Source organism: Photorhabdus machadonis (genome assembly GCF_052657765.1).
In genome coordinates this window covers 4700693-4722272 of sequence record NZ_CP199761.1, presented here as the reverse complement: position 1 = coordinate 4722272, position 21580 = coordinate 4700693, and the positions used below count along the sequence as shown (strand labels likewise).

Here is a 21580-nt window from a genome sequence, read left to right as displayed (position 1 = left end):
GAAATATGCCATGAGCATTCCTAAACTTCAGGACTATATCCTGCCCGATGAAACCGCCTTACCTGCGAATAAAGTCGACTGGAGGTTGGAGCCACAGCGTGCCGCTCTGTTGATTCACGATATGCAGGAATATTTCCTCAACTTCTGGGGGGAAGAGAGCAAGATGATTCAGCAGGTTATCGACAACATAGTTACTCTGCGCGCATGTTGCCATGAGCTCGGTATTCCAGTGTATTACACAGCTCAGCCGAGCCAACAGAACGACGTCGATCGAGCGCTACTGAATGATATGTGGGGGCCCGGCCTGAACCGCTATCCAGAACAGCAAAAAATCGCGGCAGCACTGTCCCCCGAATTGAAGGACACTGTATTGGTGAAGTGGCGCTACAGCGCGTTTCAGCGCTCTGACTTGGAAACCTATCTGCAAGAATGTAAGCGCGACCAGCTTATGATCTGCGGCGTGTACGCCCATATCGGCTGCTTAACCACTGCCACTGATGCCTTTATGCGCGATATACAGGCTTTTATTATAAGCGATGCGCTGGCGGATTTCAGTCTGGAAGAACATATGATGGCGCTCCGCTATACTGCGGGCCGTTCCGGACAAGTATTGAGTACCTCTATGGCTCTGTCGGAGCTCGCGCCTCCCGCAGCAGAACGTAGATGGGATCGCGAACGTCTGCTTGCCATACTGCAACCCGCTCTGGACGAAGATGCACACGACATTGATGATGACGAAAACCTGCTTGATTACGGCTTAGACTCGCTACGCACAATGTCCTTCGTCTCAAAGTGCCGTCAGGAAGGGTACGAAATTGATTTTATCATGCTGATGAAACAACCAACGTTGCGAAACTGGCTCGCATTGCTGAACGGCGATCTGGAAGAGAAATGAACGGATTCAAGGGAAAAACCGTCTGGGTAACGGGAGCAGGGAACGGTATCGGCTCCCGAACAGCCCTCCGTTTTCACGAGGCAGGAGCGAGGGTTTTTGGATTCGATCTGAAGTTTCCTGATTCAATGCCGTTTGAGACGCTCATTCTGGATGTCAGCGATGCCCATGCGGTGCAAGAAACCTGCCCTCCATTGCTGAAGGCAAATGGGCTGGATGTGCTGGTTAACGGTGCGGGAATTCTGCGCCTCGGCTCCGCAGAAACGTTAAGCCATGAAGACTGGGAAAGCTCAATCAATGTTAATGCAGGCGCAGCATTCAATTTGTTTAAAATCCTCATTCCACACTTTCAGCGCCAGCGCAGCGGCAATATCGTCTCAATAGCCTCCAACGCAGCTCACGTGCCGCGCGTTAATATGGCAGTTTACTGCGCTTCTAAGGCTGCGATGCGTAGCCTGTGCCTGAGTGTGGGGCTGGAACTGGCGCCTTTTGGGGTACGATGTAACATTGTTTCACCCGGTTCCACACTGACTCCAATGCTGGAGGGAATGCTCAACGATGATGATATGGCACATCAGCGTCTGATCAACGGCCTTACCGAACAATTTAAACTCGGCATTCCACTCGGGAAAATCGCACAGCCCGACGAAATAGCCAACGTCATTTTGTTTTTGGCCTCCGACCAAGCAAGCCACATAACATTGCAAGATATTGTCATTGATGGGGGCGCTACACTCGGCGCCTGATAAACCGAATGTTTAAATCTGTTTACCTGTATGCCACTATAAAAAACGGAAAGACTATAATTACATGGAATGGGTCAGTATTAAAAATTTAAACCAAAAACGAGTTAAAGGAAAGGGATATAACATGAGCCATATTGCAGCATTGAGAAAAGTCAATAATTTAAAACAAGAGTTTGATTTAATAGAAGAAATCTGGTCACCGAAGGTGATAGCTGAAACAAGCGAATATAAGATAATCATATTGCTGGCTGAGGGTGATTTTATATGGCACACACATGAAGATGAAGACAAGGTGTTTATGGTTATTGAAGGTGAACTTCGTATAGATTTTAAAAATGATCATGTAATAATAAAGCAAGGTGAGTTTTTTGTGGTACCTAAAGGGGAAGAAAGTAAGCCTTCGTCTAAGGAATTAACCAAGCTGCTATTAATAGAACCATATATAGTCGCGAATTCAGGCCAATAAATTATTAATAAACATTGTCAGGTCGTGAATTCAGATAATCAGTGCCACGCGTGATTTGAGATGGAAACAGGGGGAGCGACTGATTAGCTCCCCCCTGCTCCTACCACCTACAAGTCGGCGCGGTCAGTGCTGATTTTTTAGAAAAGTACTTTCACACCGATACCCACTTCACGCGGTTCCAGCATGTATCCTGAAGACCCAGCTGTACGATCATGGTATTTGTATGTCGGCACACGTTTGTCAAAGATGTTATTTCCGTAAGCAAAGAGTTCCAGATTGTTGGTCGGATTATATGATAAACGGAGATTGGAAACTAAATAGGAACTGACGCGCAACTCGGGATTGTTCTGGTCATTTGAGAAGTAATGATCCACGTAACGAAGATTGCCATTCAGACGAACTTTTTCGGTGATGTTCCAGTCAGCACCGACGTTAAACATGTAGCCAGGCGCTTTAGCGAATTGTTTTCCTTCAAACAAGTTGCCTCGATAATCGGCGAATTTTTTGATTTCGGTATGAAGCAATCCAAGCCCACCGCGTAGGCGAAGATTGTCCAGCGCCTGATAATCTGCCCCCAGCTCAAGTCCATAGGTTACCGCCTTGTCGGCGTTGACAAGGATAGAACCGTTAGGTCTGTCTTTCGTGTAATCCTCTACAGAACTCTGGAACCCTCTATAATCTGTATAAAAAATATTACCGGTTACCAGCAATCGGTTATTGAGCGCTTTACCACGCGCAAACAACTCGTAATTCCAAGCCTTCTCTGGAGCGAAGGTGTAATAGGAATGCCCAGAGAAATTCACACCTGTACCACCCGGCGCATAGCCTTTGCTTATCAGAGTACCGACGGTTATATCGTCAGTAACGTCATAGGCGAGAGAAACTTTCGGCAGAATAGCATGGAATCCTTTGCTATATTCATGATAGACACCAGGTACATAGCTGGTGACCCCTTCATGCTTGACTTGGTCATATTGATAACGCAAACCGCCAGTCAGAGCCCATTTTTCCGCAAAACGCCTGGTAGTCTCTGAGAAAAGGCCGACACTGGTGTTAGTCAGATCGGCGTCTGCCTTGCCCAACAGATTATCAAGCACATTCCAGGCCTTGTCACGCGAGTAATAGAGCCCTGTCACTCCACTCCAGGTTGAATATTCATCACCGAAGTTCAAACGCATTTCGTTGGAAACATTGTTCGAATCGCGATTCGCGATACCTGGAAGCATCTTCGTGAAAGTGTAACGATACTGCGATGCAGAATATTGGAGCTGGTTGGAGAACACCATATCGTTTTCAAACGTATATTGAAGATCTAAAATACCGATATTACTATTGGTCTTAGCTCTGTTGGTGCTTAGAGTCGAGTTTTTCAAATCGCTGTAGGGCAACGACGCCGACTCACTATCAGGACTTTTTGCTGTCATATGGGAGTAGGTCAGTTTGACCAACCAAGGACTATCCAGCGGTTGCCAAAGCGCCTTAACGCGAACATCCAGATTTTCGAAATCTTTGTTCATATCAGAATCAAAGAAACGGGGATTGGTATATTTAATGAATGTATTTCTGCCGCTGTAATCCATGGCGAGGCGTACTGCGAGATCTTCTGTCAATGGGCCATTGACAGTAAAGGAAGCACGTTTCTTTTGGTGGCTTCCGTATAGAATCTGCCCATCGAATTCGGGGGTAAAGGTGGGATCGTTAGTCTTGATAATAACCGCACCGGCGATACTATTCGCCCCCTGTGTCGTCGTTTGTGGGCCACGGAATACTTCTACTGAATTCACGTCCCAAACAGGCCCTCTCCCCAAACTAAATTCTGCGGAGCTGATATAACGCCCATCAATACTGATGGTCGCTCGCGGTATGGGTTTAGAAAGAAAGGTATTTCCTCCTACGAGAGGCCCGTTTGTCTCAATACCGCGAATACTCGGCGCACCTGTATTGCTGGTATAAAGCACATTGGGTGTACCCTGCAAAATATCAACGATGGTTGTCGCCTCAGGCTTACTCTGTATCTCCTGCCTGGAGATAACCGTGACTGAACTTGACGTTCTCTGCAAAGTTCTTTCTGTTTTTTCACCCGTTACCGTGATGACATCGGCGTTATCGTTCCCCGTTTTGTTTTTCTCTGTTTGAGTCAAAGCGATAGCTTGGCCTCCCAAGGACGATAAGGAAAACAAAATCGCACTGCTAAGTAACACTTTTCTGCGTGAAAAAAGCAGATTCCCCATCTTTACACCAATAGGTGTGACTGTCTTTATGGATATAATTCTCATTCTCATTATCATTATCATTATCATTCACAGGCTAACAATATTATGTTAACCTCTTCATTTGTCAATTGTATATTTGTCAGTTCGTTTCAAATACGGCAGCCATTGCAACGCACATCCTGTGGGCAGCATTAGCCCTCCTATGTGGCATTTAATGGATATTGGCTCGTATTAGTGCATTGTAAAAAATGATCGTTCAGTTTGATAAAACGAGAAAATCCATGTTGAATATTGATTCAGGAAAGTTATCGCACATATCCGTATCCCGTTATGAAGAACATATCTGGCTACTACAGCAACAAAACCCTGGCCGAATTTTCAAGCAGCTCTCAGCCTGGCGGCTTCATGACAATGTTAATATTTCAATGATGGTACATGCTATTCAGTCTGTTATTGAAGCAATACCGGCTCTGAACGTACGCTATGAGCTAAATGATGACGGTGAGTTGCATAAAACCCGAGTCGTGGGCTGGCAGGCATGCCTTGAGTTTTCCCATGCCAGCTCACATACAGACATGATCAAGCAGATACTGGCTGTGCAAGCATCTGCTTGGGTCCCTGAGCGACATCCGCCATTTAAAGTATTGATAATACAAAAAAATAATGAAGTTGTTTTATCTCTTATTTTGCACGAGATATTGGCACAAACTTGTCATGAAAACGAGATACTCGAAATACTGATCCGCGCTTATGCCGGTCACTGTGTAGAGCCCCCATCCCTAAAACGTGTCTCCTTACTACCTTTCGACGGAAAGGCGATTTCTCTCGTATCCTGGCTACGCTGTTGCAATAGTGAGAACAGCATCATTCATTCCTCTTTTGATGTAACAGCCGACCTGAATAAAGATCGGTTCGCACTGCGTTGGAAAACAGGACTTAAAATTAATGAACTGAAAACGTCCCTTTCTCGCGACAGACTGCCCCATTGTGTGTCGGCTATGATTTCAGTCAGATTCGCTCAGTTCATTGGCCTGCTCGGTGGTCAAGAAAAGATTGCACTTTGTCTGTTACAGCCGGACGGTTTCCGCCGCATTATTATCGAGTGTGGCATGGCGGAAACACAGATCATCAAATCCGTCATGGATAGGCTTCAGGCGCAACCAGACGAAGATAATCTTCTCTCCGGTACTCCCGTAACAGGGAGTGATGAGTCCTGGGTATATGTTCGGTTGCTATCTCGTCCGAACGGTCTGGTTGAACAACAGAGCTTACTGAGCCAGCCCATCCTATTGCCAACCTATGAAATGCGTCCTGATTTTGAACTGGCAACAGAGTGTGAAGGTACAGAAGAAATTAGCCTTATATTAACAACCGGCCAGGCGATTTCCGGTCATACCGGCGAGTTTCTGCTAAATCGTTTTGTGTCGTTTCTTAAAGGTGGTGAAGATGCCATTGCGGGTTTAATCGCGAACTTTGTGTCTGGCACTGCGGTGCATTCTGCTCACAACGCCCCCGGCAAGGAGATCTCCGCTGGTACTGATGAAATAGCAGCGATCATATTGTCAGAGTTCCGTGAAACTTTGGCCGTTACAGATATGACGCTGGATGATGATTTTTTTGACTGTGGCGGTCATTCTCTGCTGGCAACGCGCATTATCGGTAAACTACGTGGCACGCACGGGCTGGAAGTGCATTTCGGTGATTTCTTCAGCCACCCTTCAGCTGCCGCCTTGGCATCACGTGCAGTGATAACAAATCAGAGTAAGGACGCGGAGCCTTCGGCGCAGACGCAAAACGATCGTTTGACGGCACCCTTGGCACTCGCACAAACCTCTCTTTGGAATGCCTATAACGCTTATGAATTTGGCACCATCTTCAACCTGCCATTCGCGCTGGATTTTCTTGATGAGGTTGACGAAACGCTCCTTGAGCAGGCTTTTTCTGATCTTATCGAGCGTCATTCCAGCCTGCGCACCCTATTCCATGTTCAAAATGGTGAGGCCTGTCAGCAGATTGTCGCCATGTCGGACGTGACCAATGATAAGTGGTTCTGGCGCAGTCACGAAAGCAAAGGTGTACATCTTGATGACGAAGCTGCTTATAAATTCGATCTTTCCCGCGAATTGCCGATCAGAATACGGCTGATCCGCAATCCAGAAACCGGACGTCAAATATTGTCATTCCTCGTTCATCATATGGTTATTGATGAATGGTCGTTGAACGTCCTGATGGAAGAACTTGCCCAGGCTTATTTAGCGCGTTCCGCAGGTATGTCTCCTGTCTGGAAAAAAACCGCATTGTCATTCCATAAGTTTGCTCTGCAACAGCAGACAGGCGGTTTTAATCAAAAGCATCTCGATTACTGGACTAACATGTTGCGTGATGCAACGCGCGGGTTAGAACTCGCCTTATCTGACAACCGGAAGATTATCACCGCGCATGAAAGTTCGTCAGAAGCCGGCTGGATCGAGTACAAACCTAAACCTGAAATTACTCATCGTCTTTATTCCTTTGCTCGGCAAAATAATGCTTCCCTGTTCAGTGTCGTCTACGCTGCAATTGCGCTTTCGCTATACAAGCTTGGCAATCTGAAGGATATCGTGATAGGTACCTCTGCGTCGGGTCGTACCGATCCCGATACCTATGAAACAGTAGGTTATTTTACCACCATGGTTGCTCATCGGCTGCAATTCTATCCAGAGAAATCCGTCGGCGCACTGATCGAAGACACCAGAGACACTATCAATAATTCCATGCCGTATGCGGATATACCGCTCGATCTTATTCAACAATCGTTAGGGATGACACCTGAGGATGGCCTGATATTCGACGTTTATATTCAGATTCATGCCAATAATGCGCTGAATGGTGCCCTTAAGACCCCGTCTGGTAACGATATACGCTACCGGCAAATTGATCCCGATAAAAAAGAATCCATGTTTGGTCTTCAATTCGAGATCATGGAAGATGTCATTGATGGAGAAAGAATAATGCGACTGGTGATAACTTACCGTGCGGATCGTTACCCTGAAGAACACGTCCAGCGCATCCGTGAAACAATAGATAAAGTTTTCGCATTCTTCACAACACCTGAGGTCTCAAGCCTCCCTCTTGCTCAAGTTCCTGTGTGATGTCTATGGGGTGATGAACCAACCATTATGGATGTGGTTCGGTCAAGGGTGGTTTGTTGCCTGACCGAGCCATATAACCCTATTTCGCTCTGAAAGAGAAAATATTATGAAATCTGCTATTACTGTCATATTACTGTGCTTGATGGGAACATCGGCCTTTGCCGCAACGCGGCAGGTCACGGATGCTATGGGACGGGAAGTCGTTATTCCTGAGGAACCACAACGTATTGTGGTGATGAGCGAGCCAGCTATCGGTCTGCCCCTAATGGAGCTGGGCGTTCAACCGGTCGGCAGTTATGGCCGTTCGGAAGATGGCACCTATCAGTTTGGTGCAGATTTCGTCGATAGTGTGCTCGGTAAAGGGTACACAAAACCACAAGGCATCAGTTCTGGCCGAGAGATCGATCTGGAAAAACTTTACGCGCTTAAACCCGACCTCATTATTGGAACAGAATTCGATGTTGACAAGGTAAAACAGCTTTCAACGGTCGCTCCTGTTTATCTACAAAATTTCCTTTCTGGAAAATTCCATAATTTCAATATTGAAGAAAATCTGGCCAAACTTACCGGACGTGAGCAGAATTTTCAAAAACGGCGGGATATGTATTTACAACGCGTAGCAGCAACACGCGCCCTTTTGCCGGAAAATCTGGCTAATAAGACCTATTTGCCGATCCTTGTAACAGATCAGATCAATGTTGTCGGCGAAGCAACCGGTTTCACTCAAGCATTGGAAGATCTTGGTTTCACCCGTCTGAATCTCTCGGCACAAGGCGGTCTTTCTGCCTCCTCATCTCAACTGCTTTTACAGTTGAGCGCTGACAAATTAGGCGAACTCAATCCGGACGTTCTGGTCGTACTCAACAGTTGGGGCAGCAAGGAGCTCGATGAGAACGCTATTCGCTCTGCACTTGATCGGATTGTGCCTGGATGGACTCACTATATGAAACCCGCTCGCGAAAAACGGATTGTTTTTCTTAACACAGGCGAAGTTTTTACCCCCACGTTTGCTAGTGCGGAACATACTCTCAGAGCCGTGGGAGAATGGGCTAAGACAAAGCAATAAAATGATCCAGTCCGCCAGAGGCTATGTGAATTCAACTTATTTTTATACTTGCTCTTACTAATCAGAATTTTTCAACTACATGAATAAACTATGAGAGAATTAACGTCAATGCAGGCAGCCTGCTGGGTCGGGCGTAACGTTCAGACCGATTTGGGAGGCGTTGCCGCGCATCTTTATGCTGAGTTCGACGGCTATAACATTGAGGTAGAACGATTTAAACAGGCTCTGGAACGCGTTTGTTCTCTGCACCCCATGCTAAGACTCTGTGTCAGCGCTGAAGGGCTTCAGTCTGTTGCTCCATTCGGTGAGTCGTTATTGCTGGAGATTGAGGATTTTAGGGGATTACCAGCACAAGAGGAGACAAGGTTACTTCTTGTTAAACGCGTGGAGTGGACCCATCAGAAACTTGATCTTTCTTCCGGTCAGGCGTCCCGTTTTTCGCTCAGTCTGCGGGATGGCGGCAAATTTCGCCTGCATGTCGATACAGATATGATAGCTATCGATCCTTCGAGTTTCAGGGTATTAATGGAGGATCTGGCGATATTTTATGATAACCCGGATCAGCCGGTTCCGGTAATCGCGTCGTATTTCAACTGGTGCGACCAGGTGCGCACCGAACCCTATCTAAAAGCTGCCCGTGAAAGGGACAGAATCTGGTGGCGCTCACGTATTCCGCACATTCCGCCGGCCCCCGTGTTGCCTATTAACAAAACTTTGCCCAATCAGGCTCGCAGCCATCGGCTGGCGGCATGGCTCCAGCCAGACGAGCGTCAGGCGTTGAAAAGGCTTGCCCGAACACACAGGGTAACCATGTCGAGCTTGATGCTGGGACTTTTCTCTATTGTTCTTGGAAGGCATACCGGAGATAAATGCTTTCGGCTCAATGTGCCGATGTTCTGGCGTTCCCCCCTTGTGGATGGCGTGGAGAGGATCGTCGGCGATTTTTCTAATGTGCTCATCGTCGGCGTGGGTATCAATGAAGCAGAAAGCCCTGCTGACCTTTGTAAACGGCTTGGCGGGCAACTGACCGATTTGCTTGCCCATTCGGCTTATCCTGGTGTGAATCTGATGCGCGATCTTTCCCGGCATCATGGTGCGACGCAATTGACTCCTGTCGTTTTCACTGCGGCACTGGATATACCGGGGGAAGAGCTTCTCTCAGATCGTGTCAGGCGCGCATTTGGTCCCATGAACTGGGTTATTTCACAAGGTCCGCAAGTTGCGCTTGACGCACAAGTTGCTTCCGCCGACGGTGGTATTCTCATCAACTGGGACATTCGTCTGGATATACTGCCAGAAGAATGGATAACCCCAATGTTCGACAGTTTTGTCAATTTCGTCCGTGAAATCGCTACAGATCCGCAACGCTTCGATGAGGCAATACATTCACCCGATGAAATAACAGCCCCATCACCGATAGCCAGAATCAGAACTACTGACTCTACTGTAAAAATCGACCGGAAGAACCGTATGGAAAAACCATTAACCTCCCTGCAACTGGCATATCTGCTTGGGCGGCGAGCAGAATTACCGCTTGGTGGTGTTGCGATGCAAGAATTTCGCGAGTACCGCGGACGCATGGAGTTGGCACATCTGCAAAATCACCTAGCGGACATGGTTCAACGTCATGAAAGTTTGCGCACTCGAATAGATGCAAAGCGACTCGTCCAATATGTTAGCGCAGAAGTGGATATCAATTTACAGCAAATAGACCTGAGCATCCTGTCACGGGAAGAGGCACTCCGTCATGTGGAAAACCACCGTGAAGAATTTGCACATGCGCTTTTCGACTTGGATCGCTCTCCGTGGGATATCACGCTGTTCCGTTTGCCGGAGAATAAACCGGAAGAGGATAATCTGATCGCATTTGTTCGTTTCGACGCACTGATCCTTGATGGACGGTCGATAGCCGCCCTGATGGTAGAGCTTTTCGAGGGCAAGGTATCAATCGTGGCGGATACTGATTCCCCCTTGGATGGAGAAGATATCTCTGAAAGGCGCAAGATGGATGAAGCGTATTGGAAAACAAAGCTTGAGGCAGTCAGCGGTCCACTACGATTTCCGTGGACAAAACCACTGGCGCAAATAGGTACTTCCCTCTATGCACGGCAAAGCCTGATTGTAGCACGGGAAGATTATATCGCAGTGTCGAAAGCTGGCGCCAAACAAATGCTTTTCAAGAATTCTACTATCATGACGCTGGTACTTGAGGTTATGTCCCATTGGATCGAAGAGAAGAGTTTATTCATCGGCGTTCCCGTCGCGCCGCAGGTATCCGGTGTTTTATGTAATCATTCAAGTTTTATTGTGGTCAACTGGAATGCTGAGCAGGGTAACCTTTCTGAGCGAGCCAGCACCCTACAGAATGATGTGCTGGAAGGGCTAGAACATCTTGCATTTTCAGGTATAGACATTACCCGGCTTCTGGTTGAAAAGCATGGTGCTGGCCCTGTTTTACCGGTGGTGATTACCAACGGACTTTCGTGGCCGGTATCAGGTCAGGACAGTTGTATGCAGTGGCATAGTGGGCTGACGCAGACACCACAAGTCGCGATGGATATTCGTTTTTCGATCAATGCAGACAAAGCGCTTATCTTTGACATCGATTATGCCACTGCGGCGATTGAATCGGCTCTCGTTCGAGACATTTTAAGCGCTATAGGCAAGGCAATACAGGCTGTCGCAGTTTCAGGCGTATTCGCAATTTCGGCGCAGGAGATTATCGATACGAACCACTATCGATTGAACGGCATTGAAGCTGATTTTCACTGTGGGCGGTTTCTTAGCCGGATAGCCGCCAATATCTTCGACAGCAAAAACACCAAAACGGCACTTATCAGTGGCGACAGGCATGTCAGCTACGCCGAACTGGGTCGTAATGTGCGTCGAATAATGGGAGCTTTCATGGAGAAAGGGCTTTCCAAGGGTAGTGTCGTTGCCCTCTGTATGCACCGTGGGCCTGAGCACACGGCTGTGACCCTAGCCTGTGCGTTGACGGGGGTGATCTGGGTTCCGATAGACGCAGATTCGCCCTCAGAGCGACTGCGCTATCTCCTTGAAAATTGCCATCCAGACCTTGTGGTAACGACAAAAAGAGAAGGGATTGAACATCCAGCAGAAACACCTGAAAAACTCTTGTCTGCCGAGCCCTTGGCGGAACTCCCGCTTATGCTTGACGCTCTCTCATCAAGCGAAGCGCCCGCTTATTACCTCTACACATCCGGGACAACCGGAAGGCCGAAATGCGTTGTTTTATCCAATAAATCAACATCGAATGTCATCACCAGCACTCTTGACGAATGGTCCGTAACGCACCGGGATGTCTTTATTTCTGTCACGCCTTTGCATCATGATATGTCGGTCTTCGACGTTTTTGGCTGCCTGACTGTAGGTGCGACCCTTGTTCTTCCCGCTATCGGTGAAGAAAAAGATGCACTACGCTGGAACCAGTTAGTTGCCAAGCACAAGGTGACATTATGGTGCTCTGTGCCCGCTATTCTGGAAATGCTTCTCGCGTGTCGCCAGGGAAATGAATTGAAAAGCCTGCGACTGATTGCTCAGGGCGGCGATTACATCAAACCAGCTGTTATTGGCAGCCTGCGTACACTCCTGCCATCAGTACGGTTGATTTCGTTGGGGGGACCAACAGAGACGACTATATGGAGTATATGGCATGAAATAGGGCTGGACGACGTTAGCCTGATCCCTTATGGAAGGCCCTTACCGGCTAACAGCTATTTTCTGCTAAACGGGCGTGGCGACCATTGTCCGGTGGGTGTTACTGGCCTTATTCATACGGCAGGCATCAATGTCGCATTGGGTTATCTGGAAAACGGAAGCCTCACTCAGACTGATTTTGTGACCATCAAGGATACGAACGGAGAAGAGATCCGTGCATTCCGGACCGGTGATCACGGGCATTATCGTCGTGATGGCATCATTGTCTTTGATAGCCGTGTCAACGGTTACGTCAAGGTGCGTGGAGTACGTATTTCGTTACCTGACATCGAGAATGAACTGATTCGCCACCCGTCGGTTAAGCATGTTCTTGTTGTGGACTATGGCGAGAAAATGCACGGTGAGACTTCCATCGGCGTACTTTATGTGCCGCCACAAGAGGATGCTTTGTCAGGAGCAGAATTGCGCAAATATGCCTGCCAATGTCTGCCACCATCGCATATCCCAACACGGATCCTGCCGGTCACCGAATTACCGTTCTCACCAAATGGCAAGCCTGATCGCTCTAAAGCACGCAGCCTGCTGACGGAATCGGTGCATGAACAACCTCCTATTCGGCACGACTCTTTCCCTGCGCGAGAAACAGCGATGAAAAAGAAGGTGCTGGAAATCTATCTGGACGTGCTCGGCCAATCACACGCTAGCCACATCGATGGAGACAGCGACTTCATCAGCATGGGGCTGCGTCCTCAGCATCTGAAAACAATTTCAGCACGGATCTATGAGAAATTTGCGATCGTGCTTTCGCTCTCGCAATTGCTGCGTTGCCGTAACGTGGCAGAAGTCGAACAGCATCTTAATGGAAAAATTTTAGAAAACAGCCCGGATTATTAATATGAATAATATTGACCTGATCGGTATTGGTATTGGTCCCTTCAATCTGGGATTGGCGGCACTGCTTTCGTCACATTCTGATCTGACCAGCCTTTTCCTCGAACGTAAGCTTGAGTTTCGCTGGCATGAGGGGCTCCTGTTACCCGGTACAACGCTGCAGGTTCCATTCCTCGCGGATCTAGTAACAATGGCTGAGCCTACACACCCTCTGAGTTTTCTTAATTATCTTCATGAACATGATCGTCTTTACAAATTCTACTATTATGAAAACTTTCAGATCCCACGCCAGGAATATGACCATTATTGCCGCTGGGTGACGCAGCGGCTTCCCTCCTGCCAGTTCGGTGAAAATGTTATTGATGTGGCTTATGATCCGGTTTCCGATCATTTCATTATTGAAAGTAAGTCTCATACGGGACCGACGCACCAGTATTACAGTCGTCACCTGGCTATCGGTATAGGCACCGCTCCGTTTCTGCCTGAGTGGGCTAAAATCCAGACCAAAGCGCCTATTTTTCATTCGGCGGAATTCATAAACAGACGTGCACAACTCTCAACGTGCAGGCGTGTCACGGTAATTGGTTCAGGGCAAAGTGCTGCTGAATGCGTGCTGGCGCTCCACAATGCGTTGACGCCTGAAATGATAGAGGCTGGTGCTTCAATCCAGTGGATTACGCGATCTGCCGGTTTTCATCCTATGGAGTCGTCGAAACTCGGTCAGGAATGTTTCACGCCGGCCTACATGAACCATTTTCACCGTATAACAAGAGAGAAACGCCGCAAGATCGTGGCGGGTCAAGGAGGACTTTATAAAGGTATCAGCACCTCAACTATCGCAGATATCTTCGACATTTTGTATGAAGGTTCCATCGGCGGTCGCGATCCAGGACTTTTGCTTGTTTCAAATTGCGAAGTCGAGCAGGTAGAAAACACAGGAGACTCTGAGGCGTTGCGGGTCGTTTTTCGTCATCGGCATCTCGATAAAGTCGGCGTCATTGAAACCGATGCTATTGTCGCTGCTACAGGTTATGAGCATACCAGCCCCGAATGGTTAGAAGGACTCAAAAATACCGTGCTTGCAACCGATGATTATGGCGATTTTATTGTAAAAGAGGACTTTAGCGCTCAGCGCCTTGATAAAGGAAAAGGCCTTATTTTCGTCCAGAATGCTGAGATTTTTCAGCACGGTATTGGCTCTCCCGATCTGGGGCTTGGCGCGTATCGCAATGGGATCATTGCCAACCAGCTTCTTGGGCGAGGGTATTATCGTTTGCCTCAAAACTCGTCATTCCAGGGCTTTGATCTGCCAGAGTGTTACGATACAGGAGATAAAGATGACATTGTCCTTTGCCGATAAGAACAGGCTAGATGCGTTTTGGCATTACTGTGTTAAAAACCAGTATTTCAATATCGGCTATCCTGAGTCCTCAGACTTTGATTATTCTTATTTACAGAGATTCATGCTGTTCTCTATCAACAATTGTGGTGACTGGGGAGTGGAGGGCAACTATCTCTTAAACTCTTTTGAGTTCGAAAAAGAAGTCATGAAATACTTTGCTGAACTGTTCAAAATCCCTTTCGAAGACAGTTGGGGTTATGTTACCAACGGAGGAACGGAAGGTAATATGTTCGGCTGCTATCTTGGGCGAGAACTATTCCCGGGAGGGACTCTTTATTATTCAAAAGATACGCATTATTCGGTGGCAAAAATCGTCAAATTACTGCGTATCAAATCTTGTTTAGTAGAATCCTTACCCACTGGTGAGATAGATTATAATGACCTGATACAGAAGATCATCGCTCATAAAGAACCACACCCAATCATCTTTGTCAATATCGGTACGACATTGCGCGGTGCGGTGGATAATATAAAGATCATTCAACAAAGTATGCAGCAAGTCGGTATCGCTCGCGAGAATTACTATCTACACGCCGATGCTGCCTTAAGTGGGATGATCTTGCCGTTCGTAGATAACCCGCAGCCTTTTACCTTTGCAGATGGTATCGACTCCATCTGTGTCTCCGGGCACAAAATGATAGGTTCCCCCATTCCTTGCGGGATTGTTGTTGCAAAACGGAAAAACGTTGAGCGAATTACAGTCGATGTTGATTACATTTCGGCCCAAGACAAGACCATCTCAGGTTCACGTAATGGCCAGACACCACTAATGATATGGGCGGCCATTCGCAGTCACTCGTTTGCTGATTGGCAGCACCGCACCAAACACTGCCTGGAGATGGCACAATATGCCGTCAAGCGTTTTCGTGCTGCCGGGATAGACGCCTGGCGTCATGACAACTCCATTACGGTGGTATTTCCATGCCCGTCAGCAGCCGTCTGGAAGAAGCATTGTTTGGCAACGTCGGGAGATATTGCTCACCTAATCACTACGGCACATCATCACGACAGTAGTAAAATCGATGCATTAATCAACGATGTTATTGCGGAATCGCGTCAGATAGTTCAAGTGCAGGATGCTGTCATGTGAGAGGTAAAAATAACTACATTAGGGCTTGCCCTGTGATCTTGGTATGCTAGCCAAATCATAACGATTACACTGTAATTTATTTTATATAAGATAAACTGAAGGAGCCTTTGGTGCTTACAGCAAAAAATATCACCGCAACTTACGGCAAGAAAACCGTATTGCATGATTTGTCAGTAGACTTTGCTCAAGGGCGCATCACTGCACTCGTCGGGTCTAATGGCTGCGGTAAGTCGACACTTCTGAAGTCCATCATGGGTTTCATTCCCCTGAAAAGCGGAGAAATTCTGTTGGAAGGTAAGCTGATTACAGGGATAAGCCGTAAAGCGCTGGCTCGAAGAGTCTCTTATCTGCCGCAGGAATGTCACTGCCCGGATTACATGACATTGGGAGAGTTGATCGAGCTGACAGCTTGTGGGCGCAATTCGCTTTTCGGCGGGCCATCCTCGCGGGATCGCAAATTGTTTCATGATGTACTGGAAATCGTCGGCTTGGCCGATAAGGCAGGCTCTCAAGTCAACTCCCTTTCAGGAGGGCAACGCCAGCGCGCATGGGTGGCGATGGTGCTTGCACAGGACACTGACATCATTCTTATGGACGAACCAGTGAACCACCTGGATATCAAATATCAATACACAGTGCTTAAACTGGTTCGCGATCTCTCACTCCAGCACGGAAAAACCATCGTTGTAGTGTTACATGATTTAAATCTAACAACGATTTTTGCCGATGATGTTGTGATGCTGAATACTGGCAGCGTTATTGCAGCAGGTGCTGTCAATAACACGATAACGGTAGATAATATCCGGCGCGTATTCGATATTCCGGTCGATATTTTCAGTTACAACGGCAGCCTTATCTGTCAGCCTTATCCGGGCATAAACCACCCTGAAAGTCAGTCTGGAGTATGATAATGAAATCCAGACTGTTCTTTATATTCGCACCTTTTGTATTGCTGCTGATCTTTTTTTCTAGTCTCTCTTTTGGCGTGAATATTGCGTCAGTTTCGCAAATTTATGCGGCCTTAACACAGCCCGAACCGCAAGACTATGAGCAGGCAGTTATTTTATACCAGCGACTACCACGGGCCTTGATTTCTGTTTATGTCGGTGCGGTGATGGCATGCAGTGGTCTCGTCTTCCAGGGGCTTATCCGCAATCCACTGGCCTCCTCATCAACATTGGGAATCAATGCCGGTGCGGCACTGTTTGTCATAGTAGGCGCAATCAGCTTTGAGTTCGATCTGACATTACAAGGCATAGCAGCCCTTGTCGGCGGGTTATTCGGCTTTCTGTCATCACTTGCAGTCTCTCGCCTGGCTGGTGTTAACGGCGTTTCTCGTGACTTGCTACTGATACTGTCAGGCACATTAATAGCGATGCTTTATCTTGGGATAAGCAATGCTGTTCTTCTTGCCTATCCTGCATTACGAACCGAATATTTGAGCTGGCTAGCAGGGGCTATCAATCATGCCTATATCACAAGGCTTCACCATTTCTGGTGGTTCGGGATACTGGCCTTGATGATACTTTTATTACTGGCACGTCCACTGACACTTATTCTGCTCGGTTACGAAAAGGCGCTTTCAATTGGCGTGAATGCAACGCTTGTTTCACGCATTGCACTGATTGCAGCCATAGTTGCATCTAGTTCTGCCGTTGCCATATGCGGTCTGATTGGTTTCGTGGGGCTGGTTGTACCCCATATTGTCAAGCCTCTGGTTGGTCAGAATTTTATGCTGTCGCTGCCAGCCTGTGCTCTGACGGGGGCAAGTATTTGCCTGATTGCCAATCTCTGTGCGCAGACACTCTTCCAGCCTTATGTCATACATACTGGCATTCTACTGGATTTTTTGGGAGGGCTGTTTTTTATCTGGGTCATCAGAAAGCGCTATCTTTCAGCAACATCGGAGAGATCGTTATGAACTTCGGTCAGGCAACAGACGGACAAAGGGTATTACGTTTCGCCAACGGATTGCAGATGCGTACCCGTGATATAAAAGTCGGTTTATACCTATTTACCATCACGATCATACTCGTGGCTGTTTCTTTAAACGTCGGGGTTACGAACGTTGGTATACGTGAATTCACGCATATGCTTTTCGGATATTCCCTCGAGCACCACCAGTTTTATGCACTTTGGGTTGTACGGATACCTCATATTTTATTGGGGCTGATGGTGGGTTGGTGTGCAGCCCTTGCCGGTGCTATTTTGCAGCCGATTGCTCGCAATCCGCTGGCCGACCCCGGCCTTCTTGGCATAAGTCAGGGATCTATGACGATGATCATCGTCTTGCTGGCGTTTGTTCCTTCCGCGCCTAAAATGCTGATCGTCCTTGCTGCACTGGCTGGTGGGCTGATTGTTGCGTTGTTTTTGATTTTGCTCGTCGGCAATAATCGCGCAAGTGGCTTGGCAATTTTACTGATGGGGATTGCCGTCTCGTCCGTTCTTAGTTCTGTCAGCTCTTTTCTTATTCTCTATCTTCCGACAGAGTTATCCTTGAATCTTGCCGGATGGATGCAAGGATCATTGTTTCAGGCCAGTTGGTCAATTATCGCATCATTCATACCATTATTCTTATTGAGTATTATCGGAATTCTGATCACTGGCCCCGCTTTAAACCGCTATGAGCTTGGAAATGAGCTTGCTATATCCCTTGGGGAGCCTATCAAATATTCCCGTCCGTTGCTGATGATGTTTTCTGTCCTGTTAAGTGCAGCATCTGTCACCGCAGTAGGGCCATTGAGCTTTCTGGGGATATTGGCGCCGCATCTGGCTAGCTTTATTTCATCGGCCACAGGCCGCGCCCGACTGTTTCTTTCCGCTCTGGTGGGCGGCAATCTGGTCGTCACCGCAGATATCGTGACGAAAGCAGCACCCTCAGGAGTCTTTCTCCCTATCGGGTTAAGCTTCACACTCATTGGTGTGCCCCTGTTTATCCTGACAATACGGCTGAGCGCATTACGTAAACGCTGTAGTACTAGGAACGAGTATAGATTTTAGTTAGATAAAATCGAACCCGGTTTAGGCGATCTGATCGATCGCCACAAAGGATGTTTCCCAATGGGATTGAGTTATTTTTTAACATTAATCAGCTCATTACTGCGATTCCAAATTTAACATAAGAATCTTGGAGCGGCGTTGGTAGTTGTATAGCTCTTGTTTCTGAATTGGCAGCATTGAGATTTCCGCCGGTTCAAAACCCCGTTCCTGGAACCAGTGAATGCTGCGGGTAGTCAGGACAAATAGTTTTTCCAGCCCGATCTGTTTAGCGTGATCCGAAATGCGATTCATGAGTACTTCACCTTTTAAAGAGTTCCGGTATTTAGGATGAACCGCTAAACAAGCCATCTCCCCAATTTTCTCATCAGGATAGGGGTAAAGCGCGGCACAAGCGATAGTCAGGTTATCGCGTTCGATAATGATGAATTTATCAATTTCTCTCTCAAGTTGTTCTCTTGAACGGCGAACCAAAATGCCTTGCTGTTCCAGCGGACGAATAAGTTCGAGAATGCCTCCGATGTCATTGATATTCGCTCTGCGTATTTGTTCCGCGCTCTCCATGACTATTTGAGTACCAATACCATCACGGGAAAATAGTTCTTGAACCAGAGAACCATCTGCTTGATAACTCAATAAGTGGCTGCGATGAACGCCACGACGGCAAGCTTTTACGGCACTCCGTAAAAAACAGGCTGTACCTGAATAGTAGTCACCTTCAGCTTCCAGTTCTTTCATGAGATCTGGTGCCTGATTAAGAAAAATTTCAGATAGAATTTTTCCGTCTTTGCCCTGTACGCCTTGAGTAGAGCAGAAACCTATCAATTTTTCAGCCTGTAGTTTGATCGCTAACTGAGTAGCAACTTCTTCAAATGCCAGATTAAAACTCTCGCCGGTAACGGAAACTGCAACAGGGCCAATTAGCACTATTGCGCCATTATCTAACTGACGATTTATGGCAGCTTCATCAATACGGCGAATTTTTCCACTGTGGCAATAATCCACGCCATCATCAACACCAAGAGGTTGAGCAATAACAAAGTTACCGCTGACAACATTAATATTTGCGCCTTGCAATGGCGTATTATTTAGGCTCATAGAAAGACGGGCGGTAATATCCAGTTGCAACAAACCTGCGGATTGTTTGACGAATTCCAATGCCTTATTATCGGTAACGCGGGTGTGTTTGTGGTAAACCGGTTCATAATGATGGGTTGCAAGGTTTTCTTCAATTTGAGGTCTGGCGCCATAAACGACTATCAGCCGGATGCCCAAACTATGCAGTAATCCGATGTCGTTGATGATGTTCGGGAAGTTCTCGTGAGCAATCGCCTCTCCGCCAAGCATGATAACAAACGTTTTGCCACGGTGTGCATTGATGTATGGAACCGAGTGGCGAAATCCCTCAACTAATTCGGTGCTGCGTTCTTTCATAAAAGACTCTCGATTGAATTTTTATTCGTAATTTATGTATTTTTATTCCTTTTGAAAGGAAATGGCAAGAGGCAATTAAAACAAAAACATTGCGATATATATGTGGACGTGAATAATTTGCAAAATATAAAATATTTATTGCTGATGGCAGCATAAATGTTGGTTAGCGTTTTTCACTTGGTTGTTTCCTGAGTTGAATGTCACCCTGAATATTTGTATTTTATGAATGGAATAAATAGTAGATGAGTCATTCAGATCTTAATCTGTCACGACGTCGCTTGTTGCAGGGAGCGGCAGCAATGTGGTTGCTTAGTGTCAGCCAGGTGGGTTACGCAGCGTCATCAAAGATTATTGCAGTTCGTATTTGGCCTGCATCCAGTTATACCCGTGTGACTCTTGAGTCCAATATTCCACTCAAATATCGCCAGTTCATGCTGACAAATCCAAACAGAATTGTTGTTGACCTTGAGGGTGTGCAATTGAACCATACCCTAAAAGGTATGGGGGAGCAGATTCAATCCCGTGATCCTTATCTTAAACTGGTCAGGGCGGGGCAGTTTGATCCTAAAACGGTCCGTCTGGTGTTTGAAGTTAAACAATCGGTCAGCCCACATATGTTTACATTGAAACCAGTGGCGGAATTTAAGCACCGTTTGGTTTTGGATATTTATCCCGCAGCGGGAGCGAATAAGGATGATGATCCATTACTTGCTCTGCTTGAAGAGTACAATAAAGGTAATTTGGTTGAGGATTTACCGGCGGAAACACCGAAGTCAGGCAAAGCAGGTAAGGACAGGCCGATTGTTATCATGCTCGATCCTGGACATGGTGGAGAAGATCCTGGCGCTATCGGCAAATATAAAACCCGTGAGAAAGACGTTGTTCTGCAAATTGCCCGTCGATTGCGAACTATTATTCAGCGTGAACCGGGCATGAAAGTGTATATGACTCGTAATGAAGATGTGTTTATCCCGCTAAAAGTCCGGGTGGCAAAAGCACGTAAGATGCGGGCTGATTTATTTGTTTCTATTCATGCTGATGCTTTTTCTAACCGAGCTGCACATGGCTCTTCGGTTTTTGCACTTTCTACTAAAGGCGCAACCAGTAATACCGCACGTTTTCTGGCCCAAACGCAAAATGAAGCCGACCAGATTGGTGGTGTAAGTAAAAGCGGTGATAAGTATCTGGATCATACCATGTTTGATTTGCTACAGACTGCGACCATCAATGACAGCCTTAAATTTGGCAGTGAAGTGCTCAAGCGCATGGGTAAAGTGAATAAACTGCATAAAAACCGGGTGGATCAGGCTGGGTTTGCGGTACTGAAAGCACCGGATATCCCATCTATTCTGGTAGAAACTGCGTTTATCAGTAATCTGGAAGAGGAACGGAAATTGAAAACAGCACGCTTCCAGCAGCAGGTAGCGGAGTCCATTTTCGCGGGTATCAAAGCGTATTTTAGTCATGGTGGTGATTTAGCACGGCGGTAAAATATCCGCCATTAGAACGAAACTAAGCGATAAGTTACAATAGTAAGAAAGCTGCTTGGGAGGTATTTTGGGAATTTGTATGCT

The 21580-nt window shown here is 47.0% G+C and carries 14 protein-coding genes; 12 read left to right on the top strand and 2 right to left on the bottom strand.

Translation table 11 applies throughout. From position 1 onward, the window contains the following. Positions 1–10: 10 nt before the first annotated feature. The 3 genes from ACUN2T_RS22715 to ACUN2T_RS22705 all read left to right on the top strand — a co-directional run bounded on the left by ACUN2T_RS22715 (position 11) and on the right by ACUN2T_RS22705 (position 2104). On the top strand, positions 11–895 hold the full coding sequence (locus ACUN2T_RS22715) for an isochorismatase family protein (RefSeq protein ID WP_445495167.1): 885 nt from the start codon (positions 11–13) through the stop codon (positions 893–895). Further along, the gene (gene dhbA / locus ACUN2T_RS22710; protein WP_350304695.1) at positions 892–1638 is read left to right on the top strand and encodes a 2,3-dihydro-2,3-dihydroxybenzoate dehydrogenase; all 747 of its coding nucleotides are present in this window, start codon (positions 892–894) and stop codon (positions 1636–1638) included. The genes ACUN2T_RS22715 and dhbA overlap by 4 nt, the downstream gene beginning before the upstream one ends. A gap of 124 nt (positions 1639–1762) precedes the next feature. Then, positions 1763–2104: a cupin domain-containing protein gene (locus tag ACUN2T_RS22705; RefSeq protein WP_445495166.1), complete on the top strand. Its 342-nt coding sequence runs from the start codon at positions 1763–1765 to the stop codon at positions 2102–2104. A gap of 137 nt (positions 2105–2241) precedes the next feature. Here ACUN2T_RS22705 and ACUN2T_RS22700 read toward each other — a convergent pair whose 3' ends face one another. Next, positions 2242–4335, bottom strand: coding sequence for a TonB-dependent receptor (locus ACUN2T_RS22700; RefSeq protein WP_445495164.1), 2094 nt, complete (start codon positions 4333–4335; stop codon positions 2242–2244). 263 nt (positions 4336–4598) lie between these two features. Here ACUN2T_RS22700 and ACUN2T_RS22695 point away from each other — a divergent pair, with 263 nt between their 5' ends. The 8 genes from ACUN2T_RS22695 to ACUN2T_RS22660 all read left to right on the top strand — a co-directional run bounded on the left by ACUN2T_RS22695 (position 4599) and on the right by ACUN2T_RS22660 (position 18575). Continuing rightward, positions 4599–7448 carry a condensation domain-containing protein gene (locus tag ACUN2T_RS22695; protein ID WP_445495162.1) on the top strand — a complete coding sequence of 950 codons (2850 nt, stop codon included), beginning with the start codon at positions 4599–4601 and terminating at the stop codon, positions 7446–7448. Positions 7449–7554: 106 nt separating this feature from the next. Further along, positions 7555–8514 (top strand): ABC transporter substrate-binding protein, encoded by a 960-nt coding sequence (locus tag ACUN2T_RS22690; protein ID WP_445495161.1) that lies wholly within the window; start codon positions 7555–7557, stop codon positions 8512–8514. 90 nt (positions 8515–8604) lie between these two features. Then, positions 8605–13086, top strand: a complete 4482-nt coding sequence (locus ACUN2T_RS22685; protein WP_445495160.1) for an amino acid adenylation domain-containing protein — start codon at positions 8605–8607, stop codon at positions 13084–13086. Position 13087: 1 nt separating this feature from the next. Continuing rightward, positions 13088–14443, top strand: coding sequence for a putative histamine N-monooxygenase (gene basC / locus ACUN2T_RS22680; protein ID WP_445495159.1), 1356 nt, complete (start codon positions 13088–13090; stop codon positions 14441–14443). After that, positions 14421–15575, top strand: coding sequence for a histidine decarboxylase (locus ACUN2T_RS22675; protein ID WP_445495158.1), 1155 nt, complete (start codon positions 14421–14423; stop codon positions 15573–15575). Before basC ends, ACUN2T_RS22675 begins: the two co-directional genes overlap by 23 nt. A gap of 110 nt (positions 15576–15685) precedes the next feature. After that, positions 15686–16483 (top strand): ABC transporter ATP-binding protein, encoded by a 798-nt coding sequence (locus ACUN2T_RS22670; protein ID WP_445495157.1) that lies wholly within the window; start codon positions 15686–15688, stop codon positions 16481–16483. A gap of 2 nt (positions 16484–16485) precedes the next feature. Further along, entirely contained in the window at positions 16486–17496 is a 1011-nt protein-coding gene (locus tag ACUN2T_RS22665) for a FecCD family ABC transporter permease (protein ID WP_445495156.1), read from the top strand. Then, complete coding sequence (locus ACUN2T_RS22660; protein WP_445495155.1) at positions 17493–18575, top strand: FecCD family ABC transporter permease; 1083 nt, start codon at positions 17493–17495, stop codon at positions 18573–18575. The genes ACUN2T_RS22665 and ACUN2T_RS22660 overlap by 4 nt, the downstream gene beginning before the upstream one ends. A gap of 96 nt (positions 18576–18671) precedes the next feature. Here the strand turns inward: ACUN2T_RS22660 and argA are convergent, their stop codons facing one another. Beyond that, on the bottom strand, positions 18672–20006 hold the full coding sequence (gene argA, locus ACUN2T_RS22655) for an amino-acid N-acetyltransferase (protein WP_445495154.1): 1335 nt from the start codon (positions 20004–20006) through the stop codon (positions 18672–18674). Between the two features lie 242 nt (positions 20007–20248). Between argA and amiC the strand changes: the two genes are divergently transcribed. Further along, positions 20249–21496 (top strand): N-acetylmuramoyl-L-alanine amidase AmiC, encoded by a 1248-nt coding sequence (gene amiC, locus ACUN2T_RS22650; protein WP_445495153.1) that lies wholly within the window; start codon positions 20249–20251, stop codon positions 21494–21496. Positions 21497–21580: the final 84 nt, after the last annotated feature.